Below are 26,662 nucleotides of genomic sequence, written 5' to 3' on the forward strand. Positions count from 1 at the left end.
GGATAGTTTTTTGTGTGATATCAATATGCTTTAACGGTATTTAAATTCTTTTTCTTATGCCTATAAAGTCGGTGCCTGCCGGACAGTTACCCGCTGTCCATGGACTGCACCACCGCCGCTTACCGAGCGGCGTCAGGATGTTTCATGACCTTCGATTACGCATTTATCCTCAGCACCTTGCCGGCGTTTCTCAAAGCGGTGGGCGTGACGCTGCAGGTCGGTTTGATCGCCATTGGCACCTCGCTGCTGGTGGCGTTGCTCAATGCGACGATTCTGGTGTTCCGCACGCCTTACCTGCAAAAACTGGTCGGGCTGTATGTGGAGCTGGCGCGCAATACACCGCTGCTGATCCAGCTGTTCTTCGTCTACTTCGCGCTGCCGGCACTGGGGATCAAGGTTTCCGGATTCACCGCGGCGATCATCACCATGACCTTTCTCGGCGGTGCCTACTTCACCGAAGTGCTGCGCGCCGGCGTCGATGCGGTGCCCCAGGCGCAACTGGAGTCCGGGCGCTCCATCGGTTTGTCCCACGGCCAGTTGCTGCGTTACGTGATCCTGCCGGAAGCCGGAATCCTCAGCCTGCCGTCGCTGTTCGCCAATTTCATTTTCCTGCTCAAGGAGACCACCGTGGTCTCGGCCGTGGCGGTGCCGGAAATTCTCTACACCACCAAAAGCTACATCGCGCTCTACTACAAAACCTACGAAATGCTCGCCGTGCTGACATTGATCTGCGTGCTGCTGTTCCTGCCGCTGTCGCTGCTGTTGAGCCGTCTGGAAAGGAGGCTCCAGCATGGCCAGTTCGGGTCTTGAACTGCTCTGGGTGTCGTTGCCGCAACTGGCCAAAGGCGCCGGGCAAACCCTGTCGATCTCGTTCCTGAGCATCGCCATCAGTACCGTCGGCGGCGTGCTCTACGGCGTGCTGCGCACGCTCAAGGTACGGTGGTTGAACGCGCTGCTGCGGATCTATCTGGAACTGTTCCGGGCGATCCCGGTGCTGGTCTGGTTGTACCTGCTGTTTTTCGGCCTGCCGATTTTCTTCGGCCTGAGCCTGCCGAGCTTCTGGTGCGCGGTGCTGGTGCTGTCGCTGTGGGGCGCGAGTGAGGTCGGCGAAGTGGCGCGCGGTGCGCTGCATTCGTTGCCGCGCGGGCAGCGTGAGGCGGGGCTGTCGATCGGCCTGAACGCGGCGCAGCTCTACGGTTACGTGCTGCTGCCCCAGGCGCTGAAGCGCATGACGCCGCCGACCGTCAACGTCTACACGCGGATCATCAAGACCAGTTCCCTGGCGGTGCTGATCGGTGTGGTGGATGTGATCAAGGTTGGGCAGCAGATCATCGAGCGTACCTACGAATCGGTGCTGATCTACGGCGCGCTGTTTCTGTTTTTCTTTTTCATCTGCTACCCGCTGTCGGCCGCTTCGCGCGTGCTGGAGCGGCGCTGGACGCAAGCATGAGCGCATTGATCGAGTTTCAGGGCTTCAACAAATTCTTCGGTGAACAGCAGGTGCTCAAGGGCATCGACCTGCAAGTGAAATCCGGCGAAGTCATCGTCGTCCTCGGCCCCAGCGGCTGCGGCAAAAGCACCCTGCTGCGTTGCCTCAACGGTCTGGAAACCGCCCACAGCGGCCACCTGAAATTCGCCGGCCGCGAATTGCTGGACAAGGCCACCGACTGGCGCGAAGTGCGTCAGCAGATCGGCATGGTGTTCCAGAGTTATCACCTGTTTCCGCACATGAGCGTGCTCGACAATTTGCTGCTCGGCCCGCTCAAGGTGCAGAAGCGCGAACGCCGCGAAGCACAGCAACAAGCCGAAGCGTTGCTTGAGCGCGTGGGCCTGGCGGACAAGCGCGACGCTTTCCCGCGCCAGCTCTCCGGTGGCCAGCAGCAACGCATCGCCATCGTCCGCTCGCTGTGCATGAACCCGCGGGTCATGCTCTTCGACGAAGTCACCGCCGCCCTTGATCCGGAGATGGTCAAGGAAGTGCTGGAAGTGATTCAGGGGCTGGCTCGCGAAGGCATGACCCTGTTGATTGTCACCCACGAGATGGCCTTCGCCCGCGCGGTGGCCGATCGCATCGTGTTCATGGATGCCGGGCGCATCCTTGAACAGAACCCGCCCGAGCTTTTCTTTACGAACCCGCAAACCGCACGCGCGCAGCAGTTCCTGGAGAAGTTCTCCTACGTCGAAGCGCTGACTTCAACGACTTCGCCCACAACGCCTCAAACCAAGGAACTGGAACTGCCATGAAAACTGCCAAAGCCCTATTTGCATTACCGCTGATCAGCCTTGCGTTGCTGGCCGGCTGCAACAAGACCGAAGAGCGGGCCAAGCCGAAAGTCGCCAGCGAAAGCACCGCGCCGGCGGGTTACCTGGACAAGATCAAGGCCCGCGACAAACTGATCGTCGGCGTATTCACCGACAAGCCGCCGTTCGGTTTTGTCAACGAAGCGGGGCGCTACGTCGGCTTCGATACCGACATCGGCCGTCAATTCGCCAAGGATCTGCTGGGCGATGAAAACAAGGTCGAGTTCGTGGCCGTGGAACCGGCGAGCCGCATTCCGTTTCTGCAAAGCGACAAGGTCGACCTGATCCTCGCCAACATGACCGTGACCCCGGAGCGCAAGGAAGCGGTGGAATTCACCAACCCGAATCTCAAGGTCGCGGTGCAGGCGCTGGTGCCGCAGAGCAGTGATGTGAAAAAGCTCGATGATCTGGCAACCCGCACCACCATCGTCACCACTGGCACCACCGCCGATATCTGGCTGACCAAGAACCACCCGGACTGGAAACTGCTGAAGTTCGAGAAAAACTCCGAGTCCCTGCAAGCCCTGGCCAACGGCCGTGGCGATGCCTACGCGCAGGACAATCTGGTGCTGTTCAGCTGGGCCAAGCAAAACCCGGGCTACCGTGTGCTGGACGAAAAACTTGGCGCCGAAGCACCGATTGCGCCGGCGGTGAAGAAGGGCAATATCGAATTGCGCGATTGGGTGAATGCGGAATTGGCCAAGCTGGGGGAAGAGAAATATCTGCTCAAGCTGTATGACCAATACGTGCGTAAAGAGCTGAGTGATGACACCAAGCCTGAGAGCGTGATTGTCGAAGGCGGGAAGTGGCAGGGTTAATCAGGCCAATTCCACGCCGGCTCATCCAGAACCCTCTGCCCGACGATCCCGGTCTGGCCGAGGGTTTTTTCCAGCACGATGCAATTGCATTCCGGGTCTTGCTGCAACGCCGAAATCAATCGTCGGGCATGGGATACCACCCACACCTGACACTGCTCCGACACGCGGATGATCAAGCGCGCCAGCGCCGGCAGCAGATCCGGATGCAGGCTGGTTTCCGGCTCGTTCAGGACCATCAGCGATGGCGGGCGTGGCGTCAGCAGCGCGGCGACCAGCAGCAGATAGCGCAACGTGCCGTCCGACAATTCCGCCGCCGACAACGGCCGCAGCAACCCTTCCTGAAAGAACTCGATAGCGAAGCGTCCGCCCGCCAGCGGCGCAATGTTCAGGCGTGCACCGGGAAACGCATCACTGATCGCCGCCTGCAGCGCCTCGGGATCGCCGATCTCGCGGATGGTCTGCAACGCCGCCGCCAGATCGCGCCCGTCGTGATGCAGCACCGGCGTGCGCGTGCCCAGTTGCGGCTGGCGCACCGGGGCGTCGGCGTCGCTGCGAAAGTGATCGTAGAAGCGCCAGCGGCGGATGAACTCGCGCATCTGGAACACCTCCGGGGAGGTGCGCAGGCTGCCGACCTGATCGAACAGGCTGTCGAAGTTCGGCGTGTGCTGGGCCAGCACGTCCCAACTGCGACCGTCGCGGGTACGGATCATCGGCCCGTCGCGATCCACCAGCAGGCTGGCCGGACGATAAAGCGGCCCGGCCCAGATGCATTCCTTTTTGATTTCCGGGTCGAGGGAAAAGTACGAGAGGCTCGGCTCAGGCAATCCCAGGGCGATCGAATAGCTGAAATCCTCCCCGGCAAAGCCTAGGCGCAGGCGTTTCACACCCTGGCGCACGGTGGACTGGATCGGCACTTCACCGTTGCGCATGCGCCGACTGATGGTTTCCGGCCCGGCCCAGAACGTCGAGTCGAGCCCGCCCTCACGGGCCAGCGCATTGACCACGCCGCCCTGAGCGGTTTCCGCCAGCAGCCGCAGCGCCCGGTACAGGTTGGACTTGCCGCTGCCGTTGGGGCCAGTGATCAGGTTCAGACGGCCCAGCGGAATCACCAATTTATTGATCGAGCGGTAATTGGCCACCGCGAGGGTCTTGAGCATGAAAATCCTTCCTGGGTGCCCCGAAATCCGGATAAGGATACTCGCCGCACAGAAATGCATATATCGCCCGGACGAAGGTTGAACCCTGTTCTAAGCTCACAGTCGTATCGTCACTTGCACGTTCGTACACAGGAAGGAGTCTGCATGGCGAGTCCCGGATTGAAAACAGCGGTCATGCTCAGTCTGTTCGCTTTATTGAGCGCCTGCGGCGAGAAAAAGGCCCCTGCGGAATACCTGCCCCGGGTCTTCGTGCAGGAGGTGAACCCCGCCAATTACGCCGCCGCCGTGACCCTCACCGGCGATGTTCAGGCACGGGTGCAGACCGAACTGTCGTTCCGGGTCGGCGGCAAGATCATCCAGCGCATGGTCGATGTCGGTGACCGTGTCTCGGCCAAACAAGTGCTGGCCAAGCTCGATCCGAAGGATTTGCAGACCAATGTCGATTCCGCTCAGGCTCAGGTAGTGGCCGAGCAGGCGCGGGTCAAACAGAGCGCCGCCGCGTTCGTCCGCCAGCAGAAACTGTTGCCCAAGGGCTACACCAGCCAGAGCGAATACGATTCCGCGCAGGCTGCATTGCGCAGCAGCCAGAGTGCCTTGAGTGCAGCGCAGGCGCAGTTGGCCAACGCCAAGGATCAATTGAGCTATACCGCGCTGATCGCCGATGCGCCCGGCGTCATCACCGAGCGTCAGGCCGAAGTCGGCCAGGTGGTTCAGGCCACGGCACCGATTTTCAGCCTGGCCCGGGACGGCGACCGCGACGCCGTGTTCAACGTCTACGAATCCCTGCTGGCCGAACGGCCGGCGGAGCGTTCGATTGTCGTCAGCCTGCTCGACAACCCCGCCATCAAGACCACCGGCACCGTGCGCGAAATCACCCCGGCGGTGTCCGCGCAGTCCGGCACGGTGCAGGTCAAAGTCAGCCTCGACAGCCTGCCGCAAGGGATGCAACTGGGCTCGGTGGTGAGCGCCACGGCCAAGGGTACCGGCAAATCGGCCGTTGAATTGCCGTGGTCGGCGCTGACCAAGAACGTCAGCGATCCGGCGGTGTGGATGGTCGACGACAAAGGTGAAGCGCAGTTGCACAACGTCACCGTCAGCCGCTACCTGATCGGCAAGGTCATCATCAGCGAGGGCCTCAAGGGCGGGGAAAAAGTCATCGTCGCGGGTGGGCAGTTGCTGCATCCGGGCATGAAGGTCGAAATTGCCGAAAACACCTACAAGGATCTGCAGCCGGGAGCACAGCCATGAAGCGTCTGGGGCTGTTATCCATTGGCGTGTTGCTGGCCGCCTGCTCGAAAAGCGAGCCACCGCCGGAGCCGGTACGGCCGGTGTTGTCGGTCAAGGTCGAAGCGTTGAGCGAGGAAAACCTCGGGCGTTTCGCCGGCAGCATTCAGGCGCGCTATGAAAGCAATACCGGTTTTCGTGTCGGCGGGCGCATTGCCAGCCGCAACGTCGACGTCGGTACCGAGGTGCAGAAGGGCACGCTGCTCGCTACGCTCGATCCGACCGATCAGCAGAACCAGTTGCGTTCGGCCCAGGGCGATCTGGCCAGGGTTCAGGCACAACTGATCAACGCCCAGGCCAACGCCCGCCGTCAGCAAGCGCTGTTCGACCGGGGCGTGGGTGCGCAGGCGCAACTGGACATTGCCATGACGGACCTGAAAACCACCCAGGCCTCGCTGGATCAGGCTCGCGCGGCGGTCAATCAAAGCAAGGACCAACTCGATTACACCCAACTGCGCTCCGATCACAAAGCCGTGGTCACCGCGTGGAACGCCGAGGCCGGGCAAGTGGTTACGGCGGGCCAGCAAGTGGTGACCCTGGCGCAACCGGACATCAAGGAAGCGGTGATCGATCTGCCGGACACCCTGGTCGATGAGATCCCGTCCGACGTGGTGTTTCTGGTGGCCGGGCAGCTCGACCCGAGCATCAACACCACGGCCACCCTGCGCGAGATCGAACCGCAGGCACAAAGTGCCACGCGCACCCGCCGTGCACGGTTGACCCTGGCCAATACGCCCGACGGCTTTCGCCTCGGCACGGCGATCAGCGTCACCCTCAGCTCGGCGATCAAGCCACGTATCGAATTGCCAGCTACGGCGTTGCAGGAGGCCGATGGCAAACAGCGGATCTGGGTCATCGACACCCAAAGCAAAACCGTCAACCCGCGCGACGTCAGCGTGATCAGCCGCACCGACAGCAGCGTTGTACTTGCGGGTGGCGTGAAGAACGGCGAGCGCGTGGTCAGCGCCGGCGTCAACAGTCTCAAACCCGGACAATCCGTGAAACTTGACGAGGACAGTCAATGAAAGGCTCTTTCAATCTCTCCGAATGGGCCCTCAAGCATCAGTCTTTCGTCTGGTATCTGATGTTCGTCGCGTTGCTCATGGGGGTGTTCTCCTACTTCAATCTGGGGCGCGAGGAAGACCCGTCGTTCACCATCAAGACCATGGTGATCCAGACCAAATGGCCGGGCGCGACCCAGGAGGAAACCCTCAAGCAGGTCACCGATCGCATCGAGAAAAAACTCGAAGAACTCGATTCCCTCGACTATGTGAAAAGCTACACGCGCCCCGGCGAATCGACGGTGTACGTGTACCTGCGCGACACCACCAGCGCCAAGGACATTCCGGAAATCTGGTACCAGGTGCGCAAGAAGATCGACGACATTCGCGGGCAGTTTCCTCAAGGGATTCAGGGGCCGGGATTCAACGACGAATTCGGTGATGTGTTCGGCTCGGTGTACGCCTTCACCGCCGACGGCCTGACCATGCGCCAGTTGCGCGATTATGTGGAACAGGCGCGGGCCGAGATCCGCAATGTGCCGGGCCTGGGCAAGATCGAAATGATCGGCCAGCAGGACGAAGTGATTTACCTGAACTTCTCGACCCGCAAACTGGCGGCGCTGGGCATCGATCAGCGCCAGGTGGTGCAGAGCCTGCAATCGCAGAACGCCGTGACTCCGGCCGGTGTCATCGAGGCGGGGCCCGAGCGGATTTCCGTGCGGACTTCGGGTCAGTTCGCTTCGGAGAAAGACCTGGCCGAGGTCAATCTCAAGCTCAACGACCGCTTCTATCGTCTGGCGGATATCGCCGACATCACTCGTGGTTACACTGATCCGGCGACGCCGGAATTCCGTTTCGACGGCAAACCGGCGATCGGGCTGGCGATTGCCATGCAGAAGGGCGGCAACGTTCAGGAATTCGGCAAGGCCCTGCACAAACGCATCGATGAACTGACCGCGGATCTGCCGGTTGGCGTGGGTGTGCACACGGTGTCCGATCAGGCGGTGGTGGTGGAGGAGGCCGTTGGCGGATTCACCAGTGCCTTGTTCGAGGCGGTGGTTATCGTGCTGGTGGTCAGCTTCATCAGCCTGGGCGTGCGCGCCGGGCTGGTGGTGGCGTGCTCGATCCCGCTGGTGCTGGCGATGGTGTTTGTGTTCATGGAATACAGCGGCATCACCATGCAGCGGATTTCCCTCGGCGCTCTGATCATTGCCCTCGGCCTGTTGGTGGACGATGCGATGATCACCGTGGAAATGATGGTCACGCGCCTGGAAATGGGCGAGAGCAAGGAGGAGGCTGCGACGTTCGCCTACACCTCGACCGCGTTCCCGATGCTCACCGGTACGCTGGTGACGGTCGCCGGTTTTGTCCCCATCGGCCTCAACGCCAGTTCTGCCGGCGAGTACACCTACACGCTGTTCGCGGTGATTGCCGTGGCGATGATCGTGTCCTGGATTGTGGCGGTGTTCTTCGCCCCGGTGATCGGCGTACATATTCTGAGTACCAACGTGAAATCCCATGAGGCCGAACCGGGGCGCGTTGGTCGGGCGTTCAATGGAGGTTTGCTGTGGTGCATGCGCAATCGCTGGTGGGCCATCGGCATCACCGTGCTGTTGTTTGTGCTGGCAGTGTTCTGCATGCGGTTTGTGCAGAATCAGTTTTTCCCGTCTTCGGATCGACCGGAAATTCTGGTCGACCTCAACCTGCCGCAAAACGCCTCGATCGACGAAACCCGCAAGGCCGTCGACAAACTCGAGGCCACGCTCAAGGGCGATGCGGACATCGTGCGCTGGAGCACCTACATCGGTCAGGGTGCGATCCGTTTCTACCTGCCACTCGACCAACAATTGCAGAACCCGTATTACGCGCAACTGGTGATCGTCAGCAAAGACTTCGAAGCCCGCGAGGCCCTGAGTCAGCGCCTGCGCGAACGTCTGCACAAGGACTTCGTCGGCATCGGCAGTTACGTGCAGGCGCTGGAAATGGGGCCGCCGGTGGGGCGCCCGATCCAGTACCGGATCAGCGGCAAGGACATCGACCAAGTGCGCAAGCATGCCATCGACCTGGCGACTGAACTGGACAAGAACCCGCACATCGGCGAGATCATTTACGACTGGAACGAGCCGGGCAAAGTCCTGCGCATCGACATCGCCCAGGACAAGGCGCGCCAGCTCGGGCTGTCGTCCGAAGACGTGGCGAACCTGATGAACAGCATCGTCAGCGGGGCGCCGCTGACCCAGGTCAACGACGACATCTACCTGATCAACGTGGTCGGTCGCGCGGTGAGTTCGGAACGCGGTACGCCGGAAACCCTGCAGAACCTGCAGATCGTCACGCCCAACGGCACGTCGATTCCCTTGCTGGCCTTCGCCACCGTTCGTTATGAGCTGGAACAGCCGCTGGTGTGGCGTCGTGATCGCCTGCCGACCATCACCATCAAGGCGTCGGTGCGTGACGAGATTCAGCCGACCGATCTGGTGAAACTGTTGAAGCCGTCCATCGACGCGTTCGCCGACAAACTGCCCGTTGGCTACAAGGTCGCCACTGGCGGTACGGTCGAGGAGAGTGGCAAGGCCCAAGGGCCGATTGCGAAAGTGCTGCCGTTGATGCTGTTTTTGATGGCGACCTTCCTGATGATCCAGCTGCACAGTGTGCAGAAGCTGTTTCTGGTGGCCAGTGTTGCGCCGCTGGGGTTGATCGGTGTGGTGCTGGCGCTGGTGCCGACCGGTACGCCGATGGGCTTCGTGGCGATCCTCGGGATTCTGGCGTTGATCGGCATCATCATCCGCAACTCGGTGATCCTCGTGACCCAGATCGACGAGTTCGAACGCAAAGGTTACGCGCCTTGGGATGCCGTGGTGGAAGCCACCGAACACCGGCGCCGGCCGATCCTGCTGACCGCCGCGGCGGCGAGCATGGGCATGATCCCGATCGCCCGGGAAGTGTTCTGGGGGCCGATGGCCTACGCGATGATCGGCGGGATCGTGATTGCGACCCTGCTGACGCTGCTGTTTCTGCCGGCGCTATACGTGGCCTGGTACAAGATTCGCGAGCCGAAGAAAGAGGCGCAGTAAGGCGAGCGCCTTGCGTTTATCGCCAACTACACGGCTTTGCGCCAGACACTCGCCAGCCAGGGCTGCTGCTCACGCGGCAGCCCCGCCGGCCGGTAGTAATGTTCCAGCTCGACGAACCCGGCAGCGGTCAACAATCCGCGCCAGGCCTCCAGATCGTGATACGAGCCATAACGCGGCCCGTTCCAGCCCTCGCGGTTATCCCCGCGCGGATTGGAGCTGAACAACACGCCACCCGGTTTCAATGTCCCGTGCAGTTGCTTCAGAACCCGAGGCAGCTCCTGCAACGGCACATGAAACAGCACCGCGTTGGCGAAGATCCCGTCGAAGCGTTCTGGCGGCAGATCCAGCTTCAGAAAGTCCTGACACCACACCTCGCAACCGCTGTCCTCGCGAGCCATCTGCGCGAATTTTTCCGCACCGTCGAGGCCGACGGCGACGTGTCCCATCCGGGTAAATGTCTGTAAGTCCCGCCCCGGCCCGCAGCCGAAATCGAGGATGGAAAACGGCGCCGTACCCTGGATGTGCCGCAACAGGGCGTCGATGTTCTGGCTGACATCGTGATCGCGGGTGCCTTCACGAAAATCTTCGGCCACCGCGTTGTAGTGGCTGAGGGTGGTCGAAGTGATCTGCTCAAGATCGGTGGGGGTCTGTTTCATGGTCGGACTGCGGTGGCATTCGGGTTTGGTGAATATACGCCATACAGGTTCAGGCGGGTGCGCAGGCAATAACCCTGTACCGCACTGAGCAATCCCGAAACGGATGAAATAACGCCTGTGCGACAGATGATTGTCGCGATGCCGCCCCGTCTCGGGCGACCTCTTCAGAAACAGGATTTCCTATGGTCATCGGTCGCAAGCCCCACGTCACGCCATCACATGCCCGTTTTGCACCGGATGCCACGCGGCCCCGTACGAGGCCAGGCGATACCCTTTCCATCGAGGCCCCGGCAATCAAGGTTGCGCGAACCTCTCCAGCGCTGGAAAAAGATCCGGCGATGCCGGTTTCTGCTGACGCCGCGGTCACGATTACCGGGCTGCCCCTGGCGGAAAATACTTCTATCCGGTCCGTAGTGATGTCGCTTGAAAAGTATCGCCTCAGACTGCCGCGTGGCCTCCCAGCTGCCGATACCCAGGGCATCAGGCGTTTCAAGGGTCGCGAGTTTGTCGATATCGCTGCGGGTGAAATCGTGCAGGTCCGGCAGGACGTCGTAACGGGTGAATACCGTGCGACGCTCCCGTCGGAACAGTCCGCCTCGGGGCCGAGACTTGTTCTTGATCAGCGGACGAAGCTCTGGAAAACCGAACAACTGTCGATTCTGGCTGACATCGGCAACGCCATGAGCGCCCGACCCGATTCCGAGCTTATCGGCCTCAAGCCTTCAATCGGCAGGGATGCAACAGCTGCGCAGGGTCGACTGTATGAAGGCCGGGATGACCGGTTCGAGCGTCAAACCTCTCTCACCGTGACGATCGTTGCCCGTGGACTGAGTCAGTTTGAATCCCGGCACGCAGCCACCCTGCGAACCGAGTTGCACGCCACGCACCAGATATTTTCCGATGCTCGCAATGGGCTCGCGGCGAACTACGCCGAGGTCGCAGGTATTTTTCAGGGATTTTTCGGCACGCAGCATGCACTGATCAAGGCGAAGTTCGCCGATTGCCTGTCGCGAGGCGAGGCGCTGTCAAAGGAGTATCAGGGGCCATGGGGGATGGAAAAGTTCGTGGGTGTGGCGTTTGACCAGGATCGCCGGGCGTGGATGTACCAGTTCGATTTTCATGGCCGTTTATTTATCAGTCTCAATCACCTGCAAACCGGGGATTTTGCCGCCGTTCTGGGTCATGAGATGCTGCACACGAACAGGGTCAACCGGTTCAAGAGCGTTGGGCCAGGCGCGCTGGATTTCTTTTATCTGGACGCGCGCATGGGAAATGCTCTAAGTCGTCCTGTGCCGGTTTACGACATGGCCGAGCGCGGTGTTTCGGAAGTCATCATGCAGGGCGGCATGACGGTGGCATACCTGGATGGGTTCACGAGCGACCACATCCGTTTCACCGCCGGAGTCAGAGAGGCTCTGGGACTGGCAGAGAAGCTGGATGTCCAGACGGCCGTCGACCTGTTCAATGCCCACCCGACCGTTCGGACATCGCTAGCCTCAAGCAATGCCGACAGCATTATCTACGCCGCTACCAGTTTGCAGGCTCTGCATCTGGCCAGAATCGCAGACAGCCAGCTGCTTGAAAGCCTGTTGAACCGTTGACGATCTCAGCGCTTGTTCAGCCCCCGTGCCAGACGATCTCCACCCAGCTGAATCAGCGCCACCAGCGCCACCAACAGTACGATGACGGTCAGCATGATCTGGCTGTCGAAGCGCTGATAGCCGTAGCGATAGGCGATGTCACCCAGACCGCCGGCGCCAATCGCTCCGGCCATCGCCGATGAGTTGATCATCGTCACCAGGGTGATGGTGAACCCGCCCACAATCCCCGGCAGGGCCTCGGGCAACAGCACGTGCCAGACGATGTGCCAGCGCCGGCAGCCCATGGCTTGCGCGGCCTCGATCAGGCCGTAGTCGACTTCACGCAGACTCACCTCGGCGATTCGCGCAAAGAACGGCGTGGCCGCAATGGTCAGCGGCACGACGGCCGCCCACACGCCGTAAGTGGTGCCGACGATCAGCCGGGTGAACGGAATCAGCGCGACCATCAGAATCAGGAACGGGATCGAACGAAACAGGTTCACGAAGGCACCCAGCGCACGGTTAAGAACCGGCGCTTCGTAGATCCCGCCCTTGTCGCTGGTGACCAGAATCACCGCCATCGGAATCCCGGCGAGCAATGCGATCAGCGACGACACGCCGACCATCAGAAACGTGTCGATGAAACCCTGCAGCAAGCGATCAAACCACATAACCCAACACCTCCGTGCGTTGTGCCCATTGGCCGGCACGCTCACGCAATTGCTCGGCATTCAGCTGTGAACCAGCGACCGCCAGCAACAGTTGCCCGAGCGCGTGGCCCTGGATCCGTTCCACGCCGCCCTGGAGCAATTTCACCCGGCCACCAAGCGCGGCGAACAGCGCGGCCAGATCCGGCTCATCCTGCTGGCTGCCGGTGAACTGCAAACGCAGCACAACTGACGCATCGGACGACGACGGCTGCACCTGCAAACGGCTCTGCAATTCTTCGGGCAAAGCGTGCTGCAACGGTGCGAGCAAGGTCTGGCTGACTTCGTGCTGTGGATTGCCAAACACTTCCCACACCGGGCCTTGCTCGACGATGCGGCCATGTTCCAGTACGACGACGCGGTCGCAGATTTCCCGGATCACCGCCATCTCGTGGGTGATCAGCACGATGGTCAGGCCCAGGCGTTTGTTGATCTCGCGCAGCAGGCCGAGGATCGACTGGGTGGTTTCCGGATCCAGTGCCGAAGTGGCTTCGTCGCAGAGCAGAATGTCCGGGTCATGCACCAGCGCGCGGGCGATGCCGACACGCTGTTTCTGCCCGCCGGACAGCTGCGCCGGATACGCCGTGTGCTTGGCTTGCAGGCCCACCAGTTCCAGCAGTTCGCGAACCTTTTTCTCCCGCTGTTCCTTCGGAACGCCAGCGACTTTCAGCGGCAGTTCGACGTTTTGCCACACCGTTTTCGCCGACATCAGGTTGAAGTGCTGGAAGATCATGCCGATCCGCCGCCGCAGGGCGACGAGGCGATCCTCGTCGTATTCGCCGATGTCCACCTGGTCGATCAGCACCCGGCCCGAGGTCGGTTGTTCGAGGCGGTTGATGGTGCGGATCAGCGACGACTTGCCGGCGCCGCTGCGGCCGATGATGCCGAACACTTCACCGCGCTGGATCGCCAGGTCGATGCCTTGCAGGGCAGCGACCGTGCCTTGTTTGCCGTCGTAGGTTTTGCCGAGCCCGACGAAACGCACATGAGCGCGGTTCAGTTCCGGATGCAGTTCGGTGCGTTGCGCAAGCGCAGGTGGCTCTGGAAGGTCCAGTCGCCGTTGGATGGCTGCGGTCATCCTCAGCTTTCCCAACCGGCCTGGTACAGCTTGCCGTGGGCCTTATCCAGTGCGGCGCGAACGGCTGGCGAATGTTGGTAAATGTCGACGAACTTGATCAGGCGCGGGTCGGTCTTGCTCTTCGGCTGGATCACGAACTGGATCACGTATTCCTTGTGGTCGAGGCCGTCGAACAGCAGTGCGGAGCCGGCATCGAAAGTCTTCGCCAGACGAATGTAGGCCGGATAGCCCTGGACCAGATCGGCGTCATCGTAGGCGCGCACCAGTTGCACCGCTTCGACCTGCAGGATCTTGATTTTCTTCGGGTTGGCGACGATGTCGTCTTCGGTAGCCTTGTAGCCGACGCCTGGTTTGAGGGTGATCAGACCGGCTTTGGCCAGCAGTTGCAGACCGCGACCGCTGTTGATCGGGTCGTTGGCAATGGCGACGCTGGCGCCTTCCGGCAGCTCGTCGAAGCTTTTGTATTTCTTCGAGTACAGGCCGACGTTGTTGATGATGCCCGGCGCGAACGGCACCAGGTCGAAACCGGAGGCGGCCTTGGCGTTTTCCAGGAACGGAATGTGCTGGAAGTAGTTCACGTCGATGTCACCGGCGGCGAGGCTGACGTTCGGCGCGATCCAGTCGGTGAATTCCACCAGCTCGACTTTCAGGCCTTGTTTGGAGGCCTCTTCGACTGCGGCTTCCAGCGGAATCGCGAAGGCGGCGGTAGTGCCGATTTTCAACGGGGCATCGGCGGCGAAAACAGCCGAGCTGAACAGGCCGAAGGCCAGGGCCAGTGCTTTGACTGGGTGGGACAGCAGTTTCTTGGTCATGGTGGTTTTCCAGTCAGTGCGAGGAGGTGTGTCGGAAGTGGGCGCCGGTGTGTTGCGGCGGCAAATGCGCTTCGCCGTGAAACAGTTTTTCCCGCAGGCTGCCGCTGTCGTACGCGGTCTTGTACGAGCCGCGCCGTTGCAGTTCCGGAATCACCAGATCGATGAAATCCACATAGCTTTCCGGGGTGACGATGCGGGTCAGGTTGAAGCCGTCGAGGCCGGTTTCGGCGATCCACGATTCCAGTTCATCCGCCACTTGCTGCGGCGAACCGACCACGGTGATGTAGCGCCCGCCGAGGGCGTGCTGGTCGAGCAATTTGCGCCGGGTCCAGTCGTTGTTCTGCAAGTTCTTGGTGGCGGACTGGATCGCGTTGCTCTTCACGTACTGGATCGGTTCGTCGATTTCGTACTGGGAAAAATCGATCCCGGTGGAGGCCGAAAAATGCGCCACGCCCGCTTCGGCGCTGGCGTAGCTCAGGTATTCAGCGTGCTTGGCCCAGGCCGCTTCCTCGGTCTCGCCGACGATCACGTTGAGGCCCATGAACACCTTGATGTCCTCGGGATTGCGCCCGGCTTCGACGGCGCTGGCCCGGACTTTGTCCACCTGCGCCTTGGTCGACGGCTTGTTCTGGCCGCTGATGAACACGCACTCGGCATGGCGCCCGGCGAACAGCAGACCGCGATCCGAACTGCCGGCCTGAAACAGCACCGGCGTGCGCTGCGGTGACGGTTCGCACAGGTGATAACCCTCGACCTGATAGAACTCGCCCTTGTGTTCGACCTTGTGCACCTTGTCCGGCTGCGCGTAGATCCGCTGCTGTGGATCGTTGAGCACCGCACCGTTTTCCCAGCTGCCTTCCCAGAGTTTGTAGAGCACTTCGAGGTACTCGTCGGCCTGATCGTAACGCCGGTCGTGCTCGACCTGTTCACTGAGGCCCATCGCCTTGGCGGCGCTGTCCAGATAGCCGGTGACAATGTTCCAGCCCACCCGTCCACGGCTCAGGTGATCGAGGGTCGACATGCGTCGGGCGAACAAATATGGCGGCTCGTAGGTGAGGTTGGCGGTCAGGCCGAAACCGAGGTTTTTGGTCACCGCGGACATCGCCGATACCAGCAGCAGCGGGTCGTTGACCGGCAGCTGGATCGACTCCTTCAGGGTGACGTCCACCGAGTTCTGATAGACGTCGTACACGCCGACGATGTCGGCGATGAACAGCCCGTCGAACAGCCCGCGCTCCAGCAACTGTGCCAGTTCGGTCCAGTACTCGAGGGTCTTGTATCGGGTCGAGGTGTCGCGGGGATGGGTCCACAACCCGTGGTTGATGTGGCCGATGCAGTTCATGTTGAACGCATTGAGCAGGATCTTTTTCTTGCTCATCAGATGGTCCCTCGCAGCGGCGGGTTTTCATCGTTGAGGTAGTAATTGCCCACCGCGTGATACTTCCAGCGCACCGGGTCGTGCAGGGTGTGTACCCGGGCGTTGCGCCAGTGGCGGTCGAGGCCGTGCTCGATCAGGGTGGCCTGGCTGCCGGCCAGTTCGAACAGGGTGCTACCGGCGGCCAGGGAGATTTCGGTGCTGATTGCCCGTGCTTCGGCGACGGCAATCGAGGCTGCCGCAACGGTCTCGGCGTTAGTCTCGGCCTGGGCCGCGTCGAGGAATTCGCCGGCACGTTCGAGTAGGGCTTCGGTGGCGTGCAGGCGAATGCTCAAGTGGCCGAAGCTCTTGAGGGTCAGCGGGTCTTCGGTGGCTTTGTCGTTGCCCGAATCGATCCATGGACGGGTCTTGCTGCGCACGAAGTGCAACGCGTCTTCGTAAGCGGCGCGGGCGATGCCGGTGTCGATGGCGGCGTGAAGGATCTGCGCCAACGGGCCGACCGGGGTCGGGCGCTCGAAAGCGCTCTGGAACGGAATGACGTCTTCGGCGGCGACGTACACGTTTTCGAACACCACCGAACCGCTGCCAGTGGTGCGCTGGCCGAAGCCGCTCCAGTCGTCGATCACGGTCAGACCTTTGCTGTCGCGCGGGACGAACGCCAGTTGCTGCACGCCGTTTTCATCGACCACGGACGTTGGAATCCGTTGGGCGTAAATGGCGCCGGTCGCATAGAACTTGCGACCGTTGATGCGATAACCGCTGCCGTCGCGTTCGAGGCGGGTGACACGGTCGTGGGCGGTCCTGGTGCCCAGTTCTGCCAGGGCATTGCCAAAACGCTGGCCGGCGAGGACTTCGGCGTACAGACGTTGTTTCTGCTCGTGGCTGCCGTTCACCCGGAGCACTTCCAGGGCATAAAAATGGTTCTGTGGAATCTGCCCGAGCGAGCCATCGGCCCTGGCGATCAAAGCGATGACTTTGGCCAGGGTCACGTTGGATACGCCGGCGCCACCGTACTCCTTGGGCACGCTGATGCCCCACAGGCCGGAACGGGAAAACACGTCGAGCTCCGGCAGCGGCAGCCGGCGTTCGCGGTCGCGCAGGTTGCTGTCGCGCTGGAAATCTTCGGCCAGGTCGCTGGCGACGATCAGGGCTTGCTCGTCGCTGGTGATGACCGCGACGGGATGGGAAAAAGTCATGTATTTCTCCAGAGATCTGGTCAAAAGTGTTCGGGTCGTCAGATCCAGGAATGGCGAGCCGGCAACTTGCCGTTGAGGCGATAAGCGCCGACCGCGTGGTACTTCCAGCGCACCGGGTCGTGCAGGGTGTGCACCCGGGCGTTGCGCCAGTGACGGTCGAGGTTGAATTCGGCGAGGGTCGCGCGGCTGCCGGCCAGTTCGAAGAGTTTTTCGCTGGCCAGCAGCGAGATCTCGGTGGTCAGCACCTTGGCTTCGGCCACGGCAATCGAGGCGCGGGCGGCGGACTCGGCAGTCAGCGGTGCGGCGTGCACCTGATCCAGTACCTGCCCGGCCTTGCGCAGCAGCGCTTCGGCGGCGTGCAGTTCGATTTTCAGTTTGCCGATGTCGGCGATGACGTAGAGGTCATCGCTGGCCCGTTCGACGTTAGCGTCGATCCACGGCCGGGCGCGAGTCTTGACGAACTCAATGGCGTCATCGATGGCGCCACGGGCGATGCCGGCGTCGATCGCCGCTTGAATCAGCTGCGACACCGCGCCCTGGGTGTTGGGCTTTTCGTTGATCTTCCAGTTGTCCACCACGAGGCCGGCGTCGACCCGCACGTTGTTCAACAGGATCGTGCCACTGGCGGTGGTGCGCTGGCCGAAACCGGACCAGTCATCGACGATGCGCAGGCCCGGCGTGCCCCGACGGACGAAGGCCAAAACCTGTTTACCGTCATCGTTCAGCGCCTTGACCGCGACCCAGTGGGCGAACAGGGCGCCGGTGGAGTAGAACTTCTGGCCATTGATCACGTAGTCATCGCCGTCGGCGGTGATGCGCGCTTTCAATTCCAGGGTGTTCTTGGTGCCACGCTCCGGCCCGGCATTACCGATGCGCCAGCCTTCGAGCACACTCTGTAGCAAATGTTTTTTCTGCTGTTCGGTGGCGCTGCCGAGGATCAGGTTGATGATGCCGAACTGGTTCTGCGGGATCTGCCCCAATGCCGGGTCGGCTGCCGAAATGATCGCGAACACCTCGGCCAGGGTCACGAAGGAAACCTGCGGACCGCCGTATTCGCGCGGAATCGCGATGCTGCCGAGGCCGCTGCGGGTGAACTGTTCGATTTCCGACCACGGCAGCTTGCGCTGGCGATCACGTTTGGCGGCCTGCACGCGGGCGACTTGCGCCAGCTCATGGGCGGCCTTGATGGCTTGAGCGTCGTTGCGCAGCACTTGTGCAGGCAACAACAACGGGGCGATGTCCAGGTCACTCTGGACGTTTGCGTCTGCCAGACTGGACATCAGTGCCGCTCCCTGGCTGCACGCAATGCCCTGGCGATCTGCACTGGGGTGATTGTGTTCCGGACCATGTTACCTACCTCACATCTCATGAAAAACGCCGCAAAAGTGCGGCGAACGAAAGAATGTCCGGTGGTCCGGTTCATATACCCTAAGCGCGTATAAAATTTAAATAAACTAACTTTTAGGAATATGTATAGAAGGGGGCGTGGTCCGGTTGGTTAAGCGTGCGGCGGCGAGGGAAGTCGTCCCTCACCGGCCGTCGATGCTCATTTTTTTTGCGGCTCTGCTGCCTTCGGCGTTTCCTTGAGCGGCACCTTGAGGTAGGGATTCACGCAACCGATCTTCAGCGTTCGCGGCGGCGCCCAGCGCGAGTTGTTGCCGACCCGGTCGAGGATGCAGTAGGTCACATCCAGCCGCAGGTCTTCGCCGGCCTCGGTGATGATCGCCGGCGGCACCCAGACCTGAATCGGCTGGCCGACATCGGCAGGGGTGATGCGCGCCAGGTCCATCCGCACATCGCCCCAGCGCAGGGTGATGGCATCGCCGTCAGCCATGTTCAGGTACGGCTCGATGGTCAGTGGTACGCCACGCTTGATCTGGTTCGCGTTGACCCCCTGACGGCGAATGGTCTCGGGCAGGGTCACAGGGGCCAGTTGCTGGTTTTCGTCACCACACACCGCGGGGGGCTGCCCGCCGGGGCAGTCGAGTTTCACCGTGACGCGCGCCGCCGCCGACAGCGATGGCCCGTGCCCGACCCGCATGACCCGATAGTGGATGCGAGACGAACCGCTGGCGATGAAGCTTTCCGGCACTCGCAGGCTGATTGGGGCCGCGACGTCCTGTGCTGTCAGCAGGTGAGAAGCGACATAGCAGTTGTTCCAGAACAGTTCGATCAGGTCGCCGGTGTCCATCTCCGGGTAAGGCGGCACATCGACCAGCAGATGAGCCGCTGCCGCGAGGTTGATGCCATTGTTTCGGGATGGCGCCAGGCTCGGCGCGGCCAGTTCGGGGATGTGCGAAGTGCGGGTCATGAAGTCCTCTCCTTGAAGCCTTGCAGCGAAATCCGTTTCTGAAAGTTAAAATGGCGTGAATTGTCCGGTAATAAAAACAGGGTCGTTCGGCCATTCGTTATCGGGTCTTGGTCATGTTGTGGGGCGTGATGAGTGACTAGATAAAAGTTCGCTGAATGGCGTGTCAACGGACAGCGTTAGTTAATTGAAGAATTACGGATTTATCAGAAGCTTCCTACGCAGATAAGGCGCTCTACCTATTCCACCTGGCGAATCGGGCCACAGCTTTTGCCGGATTTTATTGTTCTGTCGTCGGTCTGTTTATACGGCTGGAAACTTGGAGGGGGCAAACTTTAATCGCGCCGAGACTGTTGCAGGACATATATATGTAATGCGGTCACTTGATTAAGTTTTTATTCGGGAGGGCGTAAGGCAAACTTCCATCCATGGAAGTTTATATTCAGGAAAGTTTACGGATCAGCCGTTGTTTCTGAACTTGCTGAGGAACTGTCGAGTGCGTTCTTCTTTCGGATTGGCAAACAACGCTTTCGCTTCGCCTTGTTCGACGATCACGCCTTTATCGAAAAACACCACGCGGTTGGCCACGTCACGGGCGAACGCCATTTCGTGGGTGACGATCACCATGGTGCGTTTCTCCTCGGCGAGGCCGCGGATGGTCGCCAGCACTTCACCTACCAGTTCCGGATCGAGGGCCGAGGTCGGCTCGTCGAACAGGATCACTTCCGGCTCCATCGCCAGCGCCCGGGCAATCGCCACGCGCTGTTGCTGGCCACCGGACAGGCGCCGTGGGTAGGCGTCTTCCTTGCCCGCCAGGCCAACCTTGGCCAGCAGCTTCTTGCCCAGGGCAATGGCTGCATCGCGAGGCGTCTTCTTGACCACGATCGGGCCTTCGATGACGTTTTCCAGGGCGGTGCGGTGGGGGAACAGGTTGAAGTTCTGGAACACGAAGCCCACGTGCTGGCGCAGGTTGCGCACCAGGTTCTGCTGCTGGTTCAGCGGGCGACTGGTATCGATCTCGATCTCGCCGACCTTGATCCGGCCGCTGGTGGGTTCCTCGAGGAAGTTCAGGCAACGCAGGAACGTGGTCTTGCCCGAGCCGCTGGGCCCGATGATTGCCACGACCTCGCCTTCCTTCACCTCCAGGTCAATGCCGTTGAGCACGACTTGACCCTTGAACTGCTTTGTCAGTTTTTCCACGACAATCATGGGGTCAGGACTCCTGGTCGTGCCGATTGACCCGCTCTTCCAACTTGTTCTGGAAGTGCGACAGCACCGTGGCCAGAATCCAGTAGATCAGCGCGGCGGCAAGATACATGGTGAAGACTTCGAAAGTCCGGGCGGTAATCAGCTGTGCCTGACGGAACAGCTCCGGCACCTGAATGGTGGCGGCCAGTGCGGTGTCCTTGACCAGTGAAATGAAACTATTGCCCAGCGGCGGCAACGCCGTGCGCATCGCCTGCGGCAGGATGGCCCGGCGCAGGGTCTGCGCACGGGTCATGCCGATGCTCGCAGCGGCTTCCCACTGGCCGCGTTCGATCGAACCGATCGCGGCACGCAGGATTTCACAGGCGTAGGCGGCCATGTTCAGCGAGAAGCCGATCAGTGCCGCCGGCAGCGGGTCGAGTTCCATGCCCAATTGCGGCAAGCCGTAATAGATCACGAACAGTTGCACCAGCAACGGCGTGCCGCGAAAGAACGACACGTAGATGCGGGCCAGCCAGCTGACCGACTTGAAACGCGACAGGCGCATCAACGCCAGGCCAAAGCCCAGCAGCAGGCCGAAAAACATGCCGCCGAGGCTGAGGATTACCGTGTAGTACGCGCCCTTCAACAGGAAGGGCGCGGAGTCCAGAGCGAGTTGGAAAGCTTCTTCCATTATTGGGTGACGTCAGCGTTGAAGTATTTCTTGGACAGCTTCTCAAGGGTGCCGTCGGCACGCAGTTCGTCGAGGGCCTTGTTCACGGCGGCCAGCAGTTCAGGTTCGCCTTTGCGCAGGGCAATACCCGCTTCCTGACGGGAGAAGGCTTCACCGGCAGCGACGGTTTTTGGGGCTTTCTGGGCGTATTCCAGTGCAGCCAGTCGGTCGATCAGGATCGCGTCGGTACGGCCGTTGTTCAGGTCGGCGAACTTGGTCGGATCATCGTCGTAGGTGCGAACGTCGGCACCCGGCACGTTGGCGCGGACCCACTGTTCATAGTTGGTGCCCAGACCGACGCCGACTTTCTTGCCGGACAGGTCGGCGGCGGATTTGATGTTCAGCGCGGCTGCCTTGTCTTTCAGTACCAGTGCCTGAATCCCGGAAACGGTGTACGGCTCGGAGAAGTCGTACTTCTTCTTACGCTCTTCGGAGATGGTCACCTGATTGACCACCACGTCCAGACGCTTGGATTCCAGGGCCGCGAGGATGCCGTCCCATTTGGTCGGCTGAATCTTGGCCTTCACGCCCAGCTTCTTGGCCAGGGCTTCGGACAGTTCGACTTCGAAACCCGACAGCTTGCCGTCGGCATCGACGAAGCTGAACGGTGGGTAAGTGCCTTCCAGGCCGACGTTGATAACGCCTTTGTCCTTGATCTGTTGCAGTTGCTCACCGGCAACGGCGCTGCTGATCAGACCGGCGCTCAGTGCCAGGCCCAGCGAACCTACCAGCAGATTTCGACGTAGTGCGGAAAGAATCATGACAAGCCCCTGTGTTTTCTTATGGAAGACGCTTAAGGAAAGTTGGCGAATCCGGGAATTGGACGACAGCGCTATCCTGCCTTAAAGCAGCTTATGCGTCTCTCGCGAAATTCGCCTGCGGCGAGACTATATGACGGTTCTTTTAGAATGGAAAATAATGAATTTTCCGTTTGTTATTCATCTGTGGAATATGTGTTTTTCGTATTCCGGGATGCATTCCCACGCAGAGCGTGGGAACGAGCGCGTCAGAGAAAATCCTTGTACGCAAACAACGCCGGGGCGCCGCCGGTGTGCAGGAAGATGATCGGGCCGTCGTCGAAACGCCCGCGACCGATGCCGTCGAGCAGCCCGGCCATGGCCTTGCCGGTGTAGACCGGATCGAGCAGCACGGCGTCCTGACTCGCCAGCAGTTTCACCGCCGCCAGTGTCCCGGCATTCGGCTCGCCGTAGCGCGGGCCGAAGTATTCGTCCCACAACTCGACCTTGAAGCTGTCCGGCAGCGCCACGCCCAGCAGGTCGGCGGTGCGTTCGGCCAGGCCCTGGACTTTCGGGCGCTGATCTTCTTCGCTGCGCGAGACGGTCACGCCGATCACCGGCAGTTGCGGCAGGGCTTCGCTCAACGCCAGCGCCAGACCGCTGTGAGTGCCGGCACTCCCCGAGGCCAAAACGACGGCGGAAAATTGCAGCCCGGTGTCCTTGATCTGTTCCGCCAGCTCCAGACCGGCGCGCACGTAACCCAGCGCGCCGAGGGCGTTGGAGCCTCCGATCGGCACCAGATACGGCTTCTTGCCGTTGCTGCGCAGGCGCACGGCGAGGGCGGCCAGTTGTTCGTCGGCGTTGTCGAGGTTGTCGACCAGCTCGACCTTGGTGTCGAACAGGTCCAGCAGCAGGCGATTGCCGTTGCCGGTGTAGTTGCTGTCGTCGGTGCCCAGCGGATTTTCCAGCAGCGCTACGCAACCCAGGCCCAGTTTGGCGGCCAGCGCGGCGGTCTGGCGAACGTGGTTCGATTGCAGTGCGCCGGCGGTGATCAGGGTATCGGCGCCTTGGGCGAGGGCATCGGCGGCGAGGTATTCGAGCTTACGCAGCTTGTTGCCGCCCATGGCCAGCGGCGTCAGGTCGTCGCGTTTGATGTAGACATCGCGGCCGAGCCAGGTGGACAGGCGCTCGAGCTTTTCCAGTGGGGTCGGTTGGCCGAGCAGGTCGAGGCGGTTGAAGCGTTGCAGCTGTTGTTTGATCGGTTGTGTGGACATGGTTCCGTACTGGCGGAGGAAGATCACCGGACTATAGGCACGCCGATTTACCGGGGCAACCGCCAATCGCTTATATCCAAACGTGCTTAGGCCAGCACTATCGGTTCTTAATTCGCGCCCGTGGGCTTGCCGTAAAGTAGTCGCCGTTGACGCGGCCAGACAGTCCGGCCGCCCGTGAGGAGTCTTTACCGTGAGCGAGCGTTCCAGCCATTGGCAATTGCAGACCATCGTCAGCCAGCTGCGTACCGCGCGGGATCAGTGGCGGGCACAAAATGGCCGTGCTTCCGGCGAGCAGGGCGGGCGCGAATTGCCGTCCCGTGATGCGATGGCGCAGATCCTTGAAGCCCTGTGCGGCGCACTGTTTCCGATGCGGCTGGGGCCGGTGGATCTGCGTGAAGAGAGCGAGGATTTTTACGTCGGTCATACCCTCGATGTCGCGCTGAATGCGTTGCTGGCCCAGGCACGACTCGAGTTGCGTTACGTCGCCCGTCACAGTGCTCAGGCAGACACTGAAGTCGAGGCTCAGGCGATCAGGATCATCCAGGATTTCGCCCTCGCACTGCCGGGCCTGCGCAGCCTGCTCGACACCGATGTGCTGGCCGCCTACCACGGTGACCCGGCGGCGCGCAGCGTCGATGAAGTGCTGTTGTGCTATCCGGGGATTCTGGCGGTGATTCACCATCGTCTGGCTCACCATTTGTATCGCGCAGGTCTGCCGCTGCTGGCGCGGATCAGCTCGGAAATCGCCCACTCGGCGACCGGCATCGATATTCATCCGGGCGCGCAGATCGGCCGCAGTTTCTTCATCGACCATGGGACCGGCGTGGTGATCGGCGAGACCGCGATCATCGGCGAGCGCGTCAGGATTTACCAGGCGGTGACCCTCGGCGCCAAACGCTTCCCGGCGGACGAGGACGGCCAGTTGCAGAAAGGCCATCCACGCCATCCGATCGTCGAGGACGATGTGGTGATCTACGCCGGGGCGACGATTCTCGGGCGGATCACCATCGGCAAAGGCTCGACCATCGGCGGCAATGTGTGGCTGACCCGCAGCGTGCCGGCCGGGTGCAACCTGACCCAGGCCAATCTGCAGCATGATGACGGGACGCAGAAGTAATTTTTCTGTCTGATTGTTCCCGCGCAACGCGGGAACGATCGTCCTCGCCACAGCGTCATAACCCCTCTTGAGCTAGCGTACGAAAGGTACCGCTGAGCCCTGCGATTAGTCCTGAGCGTACTATCCATGTTTAACTTGAACGTTCATTCAAGTTAAACCGGCGGTTCGCTGCCCGCTCACAACAGGAGGCTTGCCTTTGCTGAGTCCGATCATTTCAGCCATTTTCCAACCCCTTGAGGTGCACCGTTCATGAGTGCATCGTCCACCCCCGCCAGCGGTCTGGTGCGCATGAATCCGCCGGTGTTCTGGTTCGCCGCGACGGTGATCCTGCTGTTCGGCCTGACGGTCATCGCCATGCCGGAACAGGCCGGCGCCTGGCTTCTCGAAGCGCAAAACTGGGCGGCCAATACGGTCGGCTGGTACTACATGCTCGCGATGACCCTGTATCTGGTCTTCGTGGTGGTCACCGCGTTATCGGGCTACGGCAAGATCAAACTCGGTGCCGACCACGACGAACCCGAATTCAGTTACCTGTCCTGGGCCGGCATGCTGTTCGCCGCCGGGATCAGCATCACGCTGTTTTTCTTCTGCGTATCCGAGCCGCTGACCCACATGCTTCAGCCGCCGCAAGGCGAGGCCGGCACCCCGGAGGCGGCGCGTCAGGCGATGCAGATTCTGTTTCTGCACTGGGGCCTGCACGGCTGGGGCGTGTTCGCCTTTGTCGGCATGGCGCTGGCGTATTTCGCTTATCGGCACAATCTGCCACTGGCCCTGCGTTCGGCGCTGTACCCGCTGATCGGCAAACGCATCAACGGCCCCATCGGCTACGCGGTGGACGGCTTCGGCATCATCGCCACGGTGTTCGGCCTCGGTGCGGACATGGGCTTCGGCGTGCTCCATCTCAACTCCGGTCTGGACTACCTGTTCGGCATCGCCCACACCCAGTGGATTCAGGTCGGCCTGATCACGCTGATGATGGGCGCAGCGATCATCGTCGCCGTCTCCGGTGTGGATAAAGGCGTGCGGGTCATGTCCGACATCAACATGCTGCTGGCCTGTGCGCTGCTGCTGTTCGTGTTGTTCGCCGGCCCCACCCAGCATTTGCTCAACACCCTGATCCAGAATCTGGGCGACTACCTCGGCGCGTTGCCGATGAAGAGTTTCGACCTCTACGCCTACGACAAACCGAGCGACTGGCTCGGCGGCTGGACGGTGTTCTACTGGGCCTGGTGGATTGCATGGTCGCCGTTCGTAGGCCTGTTCATCGCACGGATTTCCCGTGGCCGGACAATCCGCGAATTCGTCTTCGGCGTGCTGCTGATTCCGCTCGGTTTCACCCTGGCGTGGATGTCGATCTTCGGCAACAGCGCCATCGACCAAGTGCTCAACCACGGTATGTCGGCGCTGGGCATGTCGGCCCTCGACAACCCGTCGATGACCCTCTACCTGCTGCTGGAAACCTATCCGTGGAGCAAGACCGTCATCGCGGTGACGGTGTTCATCAGCTTCGTGTTCTTCGTCACCTCCGCCGACTCCGGCACCGTGGTGCTCTCGACCCTGTCGGCCAAGGGCGGCAACCCGGATGAAGACGGGCCGAAATGGCTGCGGGTGTTCTGGGGCGCGATGACCGCGCTGGTGACCAGTGCGCTGCTGTTCTCCGGCAGCATCGATGCGCTGAAGTCGGCGGTGGTGCTGACCTCGTTGCCGTTCTCGCTGATTCTGCTGCTGATGATGTGGGGCCTGCACAAGGCGTTCTATCTGGAGTCGCAGAAGCAGATCGCGCAACTGCATTCCCTGGCGCCGGTGTCCGGCTCACGGCGTGGCAAGGGCGGCTGGCGTCAGCGTCTGAGCCAGGCCGTGCACTTCCCGTCGCGCGACGAGGTGTACCGCTTCATGGAAACCACGGTGAAACCGGCCATCGAAGAAGTGACGGCCGTGTTTGCCGAGAAAGGCCTGAACGTGGTCACCCAACCGGATCCGGCGCACGACAGCGTCAGTCTGGAAATCGGACACGGCGAGCAGCACCCGTTTATTTATCAGGTGCAGATGCGCGGCTACTTCACGCCGTCGTTCGCCCGCGGAGGCATGGGCTCCAAGCAGCTCAACAATCGCCGCTACTACCGCGCCGAAGTGCATCTGAGCGAGGGCAGTCAGGACTACGATCTGGTCGGTTACACCAAAGAGCAGATCATCAACGACATCCTCGACCAGTACGAACGGCACATGCAGTTCCTGCATCTGGTGCGTTGATCGGGGCAGGGCGCCGGGA

23 protein-coding genes are annotated in these 26,662 nt (G+C 61.3%); 10 read left to right on the top strand and 13 right to left on the bottom strand.

The window, feature by feature from the left end:
• Positions 1 to 144: 144 nt before the first annotated feature.
• Genes ACODTD_RS13855 through ACODTD_RS13870 form a run of 4 tightly spaced genes read left to right on the top strand, consistent with a single transcriptional unit; the run spans position 145 to position 3,119 of the window.
• Positions 145 to 810: an amino acid ABC transporter permease gene (locus ACODTD_RS13855; RefSeq protein ID WP_285357468.1), complete on the top strand. Its 666-nt coding sequence runs from the start codon at positions 145 to 147 to the stop codon at positions 808 to 810.
• Positions 791 to 1,450, top strand: a complete 660-nt coding sequence (locus tag ACODTD_RS13860; RefSeq protein ID WP_285357465.1) for an amino acid ABC transporter permease — start codon at positions 791 to 793, stop codon at positions 1,448 to 1,450. The genes ACODTD_RS13855 and ACODTD_RS13860 overlap by 20 nt, the downstream gene beginning before the upstream one ends.
• On the top strand, positions 1,447 to 2,244 hold the full coding sequence (locus tag ACODTD_RS13865; protein WP_285357463.1) for an amino acid ABC transporter ATP-binding protein: 798 nt from the start codon (positions 1,447 to 1,449) through the stop codon (positions 2,242 to 2,244). Before ACODTD_RS13860 ends, ACODTD_RS13865 begins: the two co-directional genes overlap by 4 nt.
• Positions 2,241 to 3,119, top strand: coding sequence for a transporter substrate-binding domain-containing protein (locus ACODTD_RS13870; protein WP_489104945.1), 879 nt, complete (start codon positions 2,241 to 2,243; stop codon positions 3,117 to 3,119). The genes ACODTD_RS13865 and ACODTD_RS13870 overlap by 4 nt, the downstream gene beginning before the upstream one ends.
• Here ACODTD_RS13870 and ACODTD_RS13875 read toward each other — a convergent pair.
• The gene (locus ACODTD_RS13875; protein ID WP_285357460.1) at positions 3,116 to 4,276 is read right to left on the bottom strand and encodes an AAA family ATPase; all 1,161 of its coding nucleotides are present in this window, start codon (positions 4,274 to 4,276) and stop codon (positions 3,116 to 3,118) included. The genes ACODTD_RS13870 and ACODTD_RS13875 overlap by 4 nt on opposite strands.
• A gap of 144 nt (positions 4,277 to 4,420) precedes the next feature.
• On the opposite strand from ACODTD_RS13875, the gene ACODTD_RS13880 reads away from it, so the two are divergent.
• Genes ACODTD_RS13880 through ACODTD_RS13890 form a run of 3 tightly spaced genes read left to right on the top strand, consistent with a single transcriptional unit; the run spans position 4,421 to position 9,635 of the window.
• On the top strand, positions 4,421 to 5,524 hold the full coding sequence (locus ACODTD_RS13880; RefSeq protein WP_011331936.1) for an efflux RND transporter periplasmic adaptor subunit: 1,104 nt from the start codon (positions 4,421 to 4,423) through the stop codon (positions 5,522 to 5,524).
• Positions 5,521 to 6,585, top strand: coding sequence for an efflux RND transporter periplasmic adaptor subunit (locus ACODTD_RS13885; protein ID WP_221615553.1), 1,065 nt, complete (start codon positions 5,521 to 5,523; stop codon positions 6,583 to 6,585). The genes ACODTD_RS13880 and ACODTD_RS13885 overlap by 4 nt, the downstream gene beginning before the upstream one ends.
• On the top strand, positions 6,582 to 9,635 hold the full coding sequence (locus ACODTD_RS13890) for an efflux RND transporter permease subunit (RefSeq protein ID WP_064382722.1): 3,054 nt from the start codon (positions 6,582 to 6,584) through the stop codon (positions 9,633 to 9,635). Before ACODTD_RS13885 ends, ACODTD_RS13890 begins: the two co-directional genes overlap by 4 nt.
• 26 nt (positions 9,636 to 9,661) lie before the next feature.
• Here ACODTD_RS13890 and ACODTD_RS13895 read toward each other — a convergent pair whose 3' ends face one another.
• Positions 9,662 to 10,291, bottom strand: a complete 630-nt coding sequence (locus ACODTD_RS13895; RefSeq protein ID WP_221615552.1) for a class I SAM-dependent methyltransferase — start codon at positions 10,289 to 10,291, stop codon at positions 9,662 to 9,664.
• A gap of 182 nt (positions 10,292 to 10,473) precedes the next feature.
• On the opposite strand from ACODTD_RS13895, the gene ACODTD_RS13900 reads away from it, so the two are divergent.
• The gene (locus ACODTD_RS13900) at positions 10,474 to 11,892 is read left to right on the top strand and encodes a hypothetical protein (protein ID WP_489104946.1); all 1,419 of its coding nucleotides are present in this window, start codon (positions 10,474 to 10,476) and stop codon (positions 11,890 to 11,892) included.
• Between the two features lie 5 nt (positions 11,893 to 11,897).
• Here the strand turns inward: ACODTD_RS13900 and ACODTD_RS13905 are convergent, their stop codons facing one another.
• From ACODTD_RS13905 to ACODTD_RS13955, 11 genes are all read right to left on the bottom strand, one after another.
• Positions 11,898 to 12,542, bottom strand: coding sequence for a methionine ABC transporter permease (locus tag ACODTD_RS13905; RefSeq protein ID WP_007952752.1), 645 nt, complete (start codon positions 12,540 to 12,542; stop codon positions 11,898 to 11,900).
• Positions 12,532 to 13,656 (bottom strand): methionine ABC transporter ATP-binding protein, encoded by a 1,125-nt coding sequence (locus ACODTD_RS13910; protein ID WP_489104947.1) that lies wholly within the window; start codon positions 13,654 to 13,656, stop codon positions 12,532 to 12,534. Before ACODTD_RS13910 ends, ACODTD_RS13905 begins: the two co-directional genes overlap by 11 nt.
• A 2-nt stretch (positions 13,657 to 13,658) precedes the next feature.
• On the bottom strand, positions 13,659 to 14,468 hold the full coding sequence (locus tag ACODTD_RS13915; protein ID WP_007952748.1) for a MetQ/NlpA family ABC transporter substrate-binding protein: 810 nt from the start codon (positions 14,466 to 14,468) through the stop codon (positions 13,659 to 13,661).
• A gap of 13 nt (positions 14,469 to 14,481) precedes the next feature.
• The gene (locus tag ACODTD_RS13920; RefSeq protein WP_011331942.1) at positions 14,482 to 15,846 is read right to left on the bottom strand and encodes an LLM class flavin-dependent oxidoreductase; all 1,365 of its coding nucleotides are present in this window, start codon (positions 15,844 to 15,846) and stop codon (positions 14,482 to 14,484) included.
• The gene (locus ACODTD_RS13925) at positions 15,846 to 17,039 is read right to left on the bottom strand and encodes an SfnB family sulfur acquisition oxidoreductase (RefSeq protein WP_011331943.1); all 1,194 of its coding nucleotides are present in this window, start codon (positions 17,037 to 17,039) and stop codon (positions 15,846 to 15,848) included. The genes ACODTD_RS13920 and ACODTD_RS13925 overlap by 1 nt, the downstream gene beginning before the upstream one ends.
• 38 nt (positions 17,040 to 17,077) lie before the next feature.
• A complete protein-coding gene (locus ACODTD_RS13930; RefSeq protein ID WP_011331944.1) occupies positions 17,078 to 18,319 on the bottom strand; it encodes an SfnB family sulfur acquisition oxidoreductase in 1,242 nt (413 codons plus the stop codon).
• Between the two features lie 266 nt (positions 18,320 to 18,585).
• Positions 18,586 to 19,350: a hypothetical protein gene (locus tag ACODTD_RS13935; protein WP_011331945.1), complete on the bottom strand. Its 765-nt coding sequence runs from the start codon at positions 19,348 to 19,350 to the stop codon at positions 18,586 to 18,588.
• 456 nt (positions 19,351 to 19,806) lie between these two features.
• The gene (gene tcyN, locus ACODTD_RS13940) at positions 19,807 to 20,556 is read right to left on the bottom strand and encodes an L-cystine ABC transporter ATP-binding protein TcyN (RefSeq protein ID WP_011331946.1); all 750 of its coding nucleotides are present in this window, start codon (positions 20,554 to 20,556) and stop codon (positions 19,807 to 19,809) included.
• 4 nt (positions 20,557 to 20,560) lie between these two features.
• Positions 20,561 to 21,226, bottom strand: a complete 666-nt coding sequence (gene tcyL / locus ACODTD_RS13945) for a cystine ABC transporter permease (RefSeq protein ID WP_011331947.1) — start codon at positions 21,224 to 21,226, stop codon at positions 20,561 to 20,563.
• Positions 21,226 to 22,026 carry a cystine ABC transporter substrate-binding protein gene (gene tcyJ / locus ACODTD_RS13950; protein ID WP_201817951.1) on the bottom strand — a complete coding sequence of 267 codons (801 nt, stop codon included), beginning with the start codon at positions 22,024 to 22,026 and terminating at the stop codon, positions 21,226 to 21,228. Before tcyJ ends, tcyL begins: the two co-directional genes overlap by 1 nt.
• 245 nt (positions 22,027 to 22,271) lie before the next feature.
• A complete protein-coding gene (locus tag ACODTD_RS13955) occupies positions 22,272 to 23,276 on the bottom strand; it encodes a D-cysteine desulfhydrase (RefSeq protein ID WP_085647938.1) in 1,005 nt (334 codons plus the stop codon).
• A gap of 190 nt (positions 23,277 to 23,466) precedes the next feature.
• Between ACODTD_RS13955 and epsC the strand changes: the two genes are divergently transcribed.
• Both epsC and betT read left to right on the top strand, forming a co-directional pair.
• The gene (gene epsC, locus ACODTD_RS13960; protein ID WP_007952730.1) at positions 23,467 to 24,393 is read left to right on the top strand and encodes a serine O-acetyltransferase EpsC; all 927 of its coding nucleotides are present in this window, start codon (positions 23,467 to 23,469) and stop codon (positions 24,391 to 24,393) included.
• Positions 24,394 to 24,681: 288 nt separating this feature from the next.
• Entirely contained in the window at positions 24,682 to 26,643 is a 1,962-nt protein-coding gene (betT, locus tag ACODTD_RS13965) for a choline transporter BetT (RefSeq protein ID WP_489104974.1), read from the top strand.
• The last annotated feature ends 19 nt before the right edge of the window (positions 26,644 to 26,662 follow it).

It is taken from the genome of Pseudomonas sp. FG35 (genome assembly GCF_057809295.1).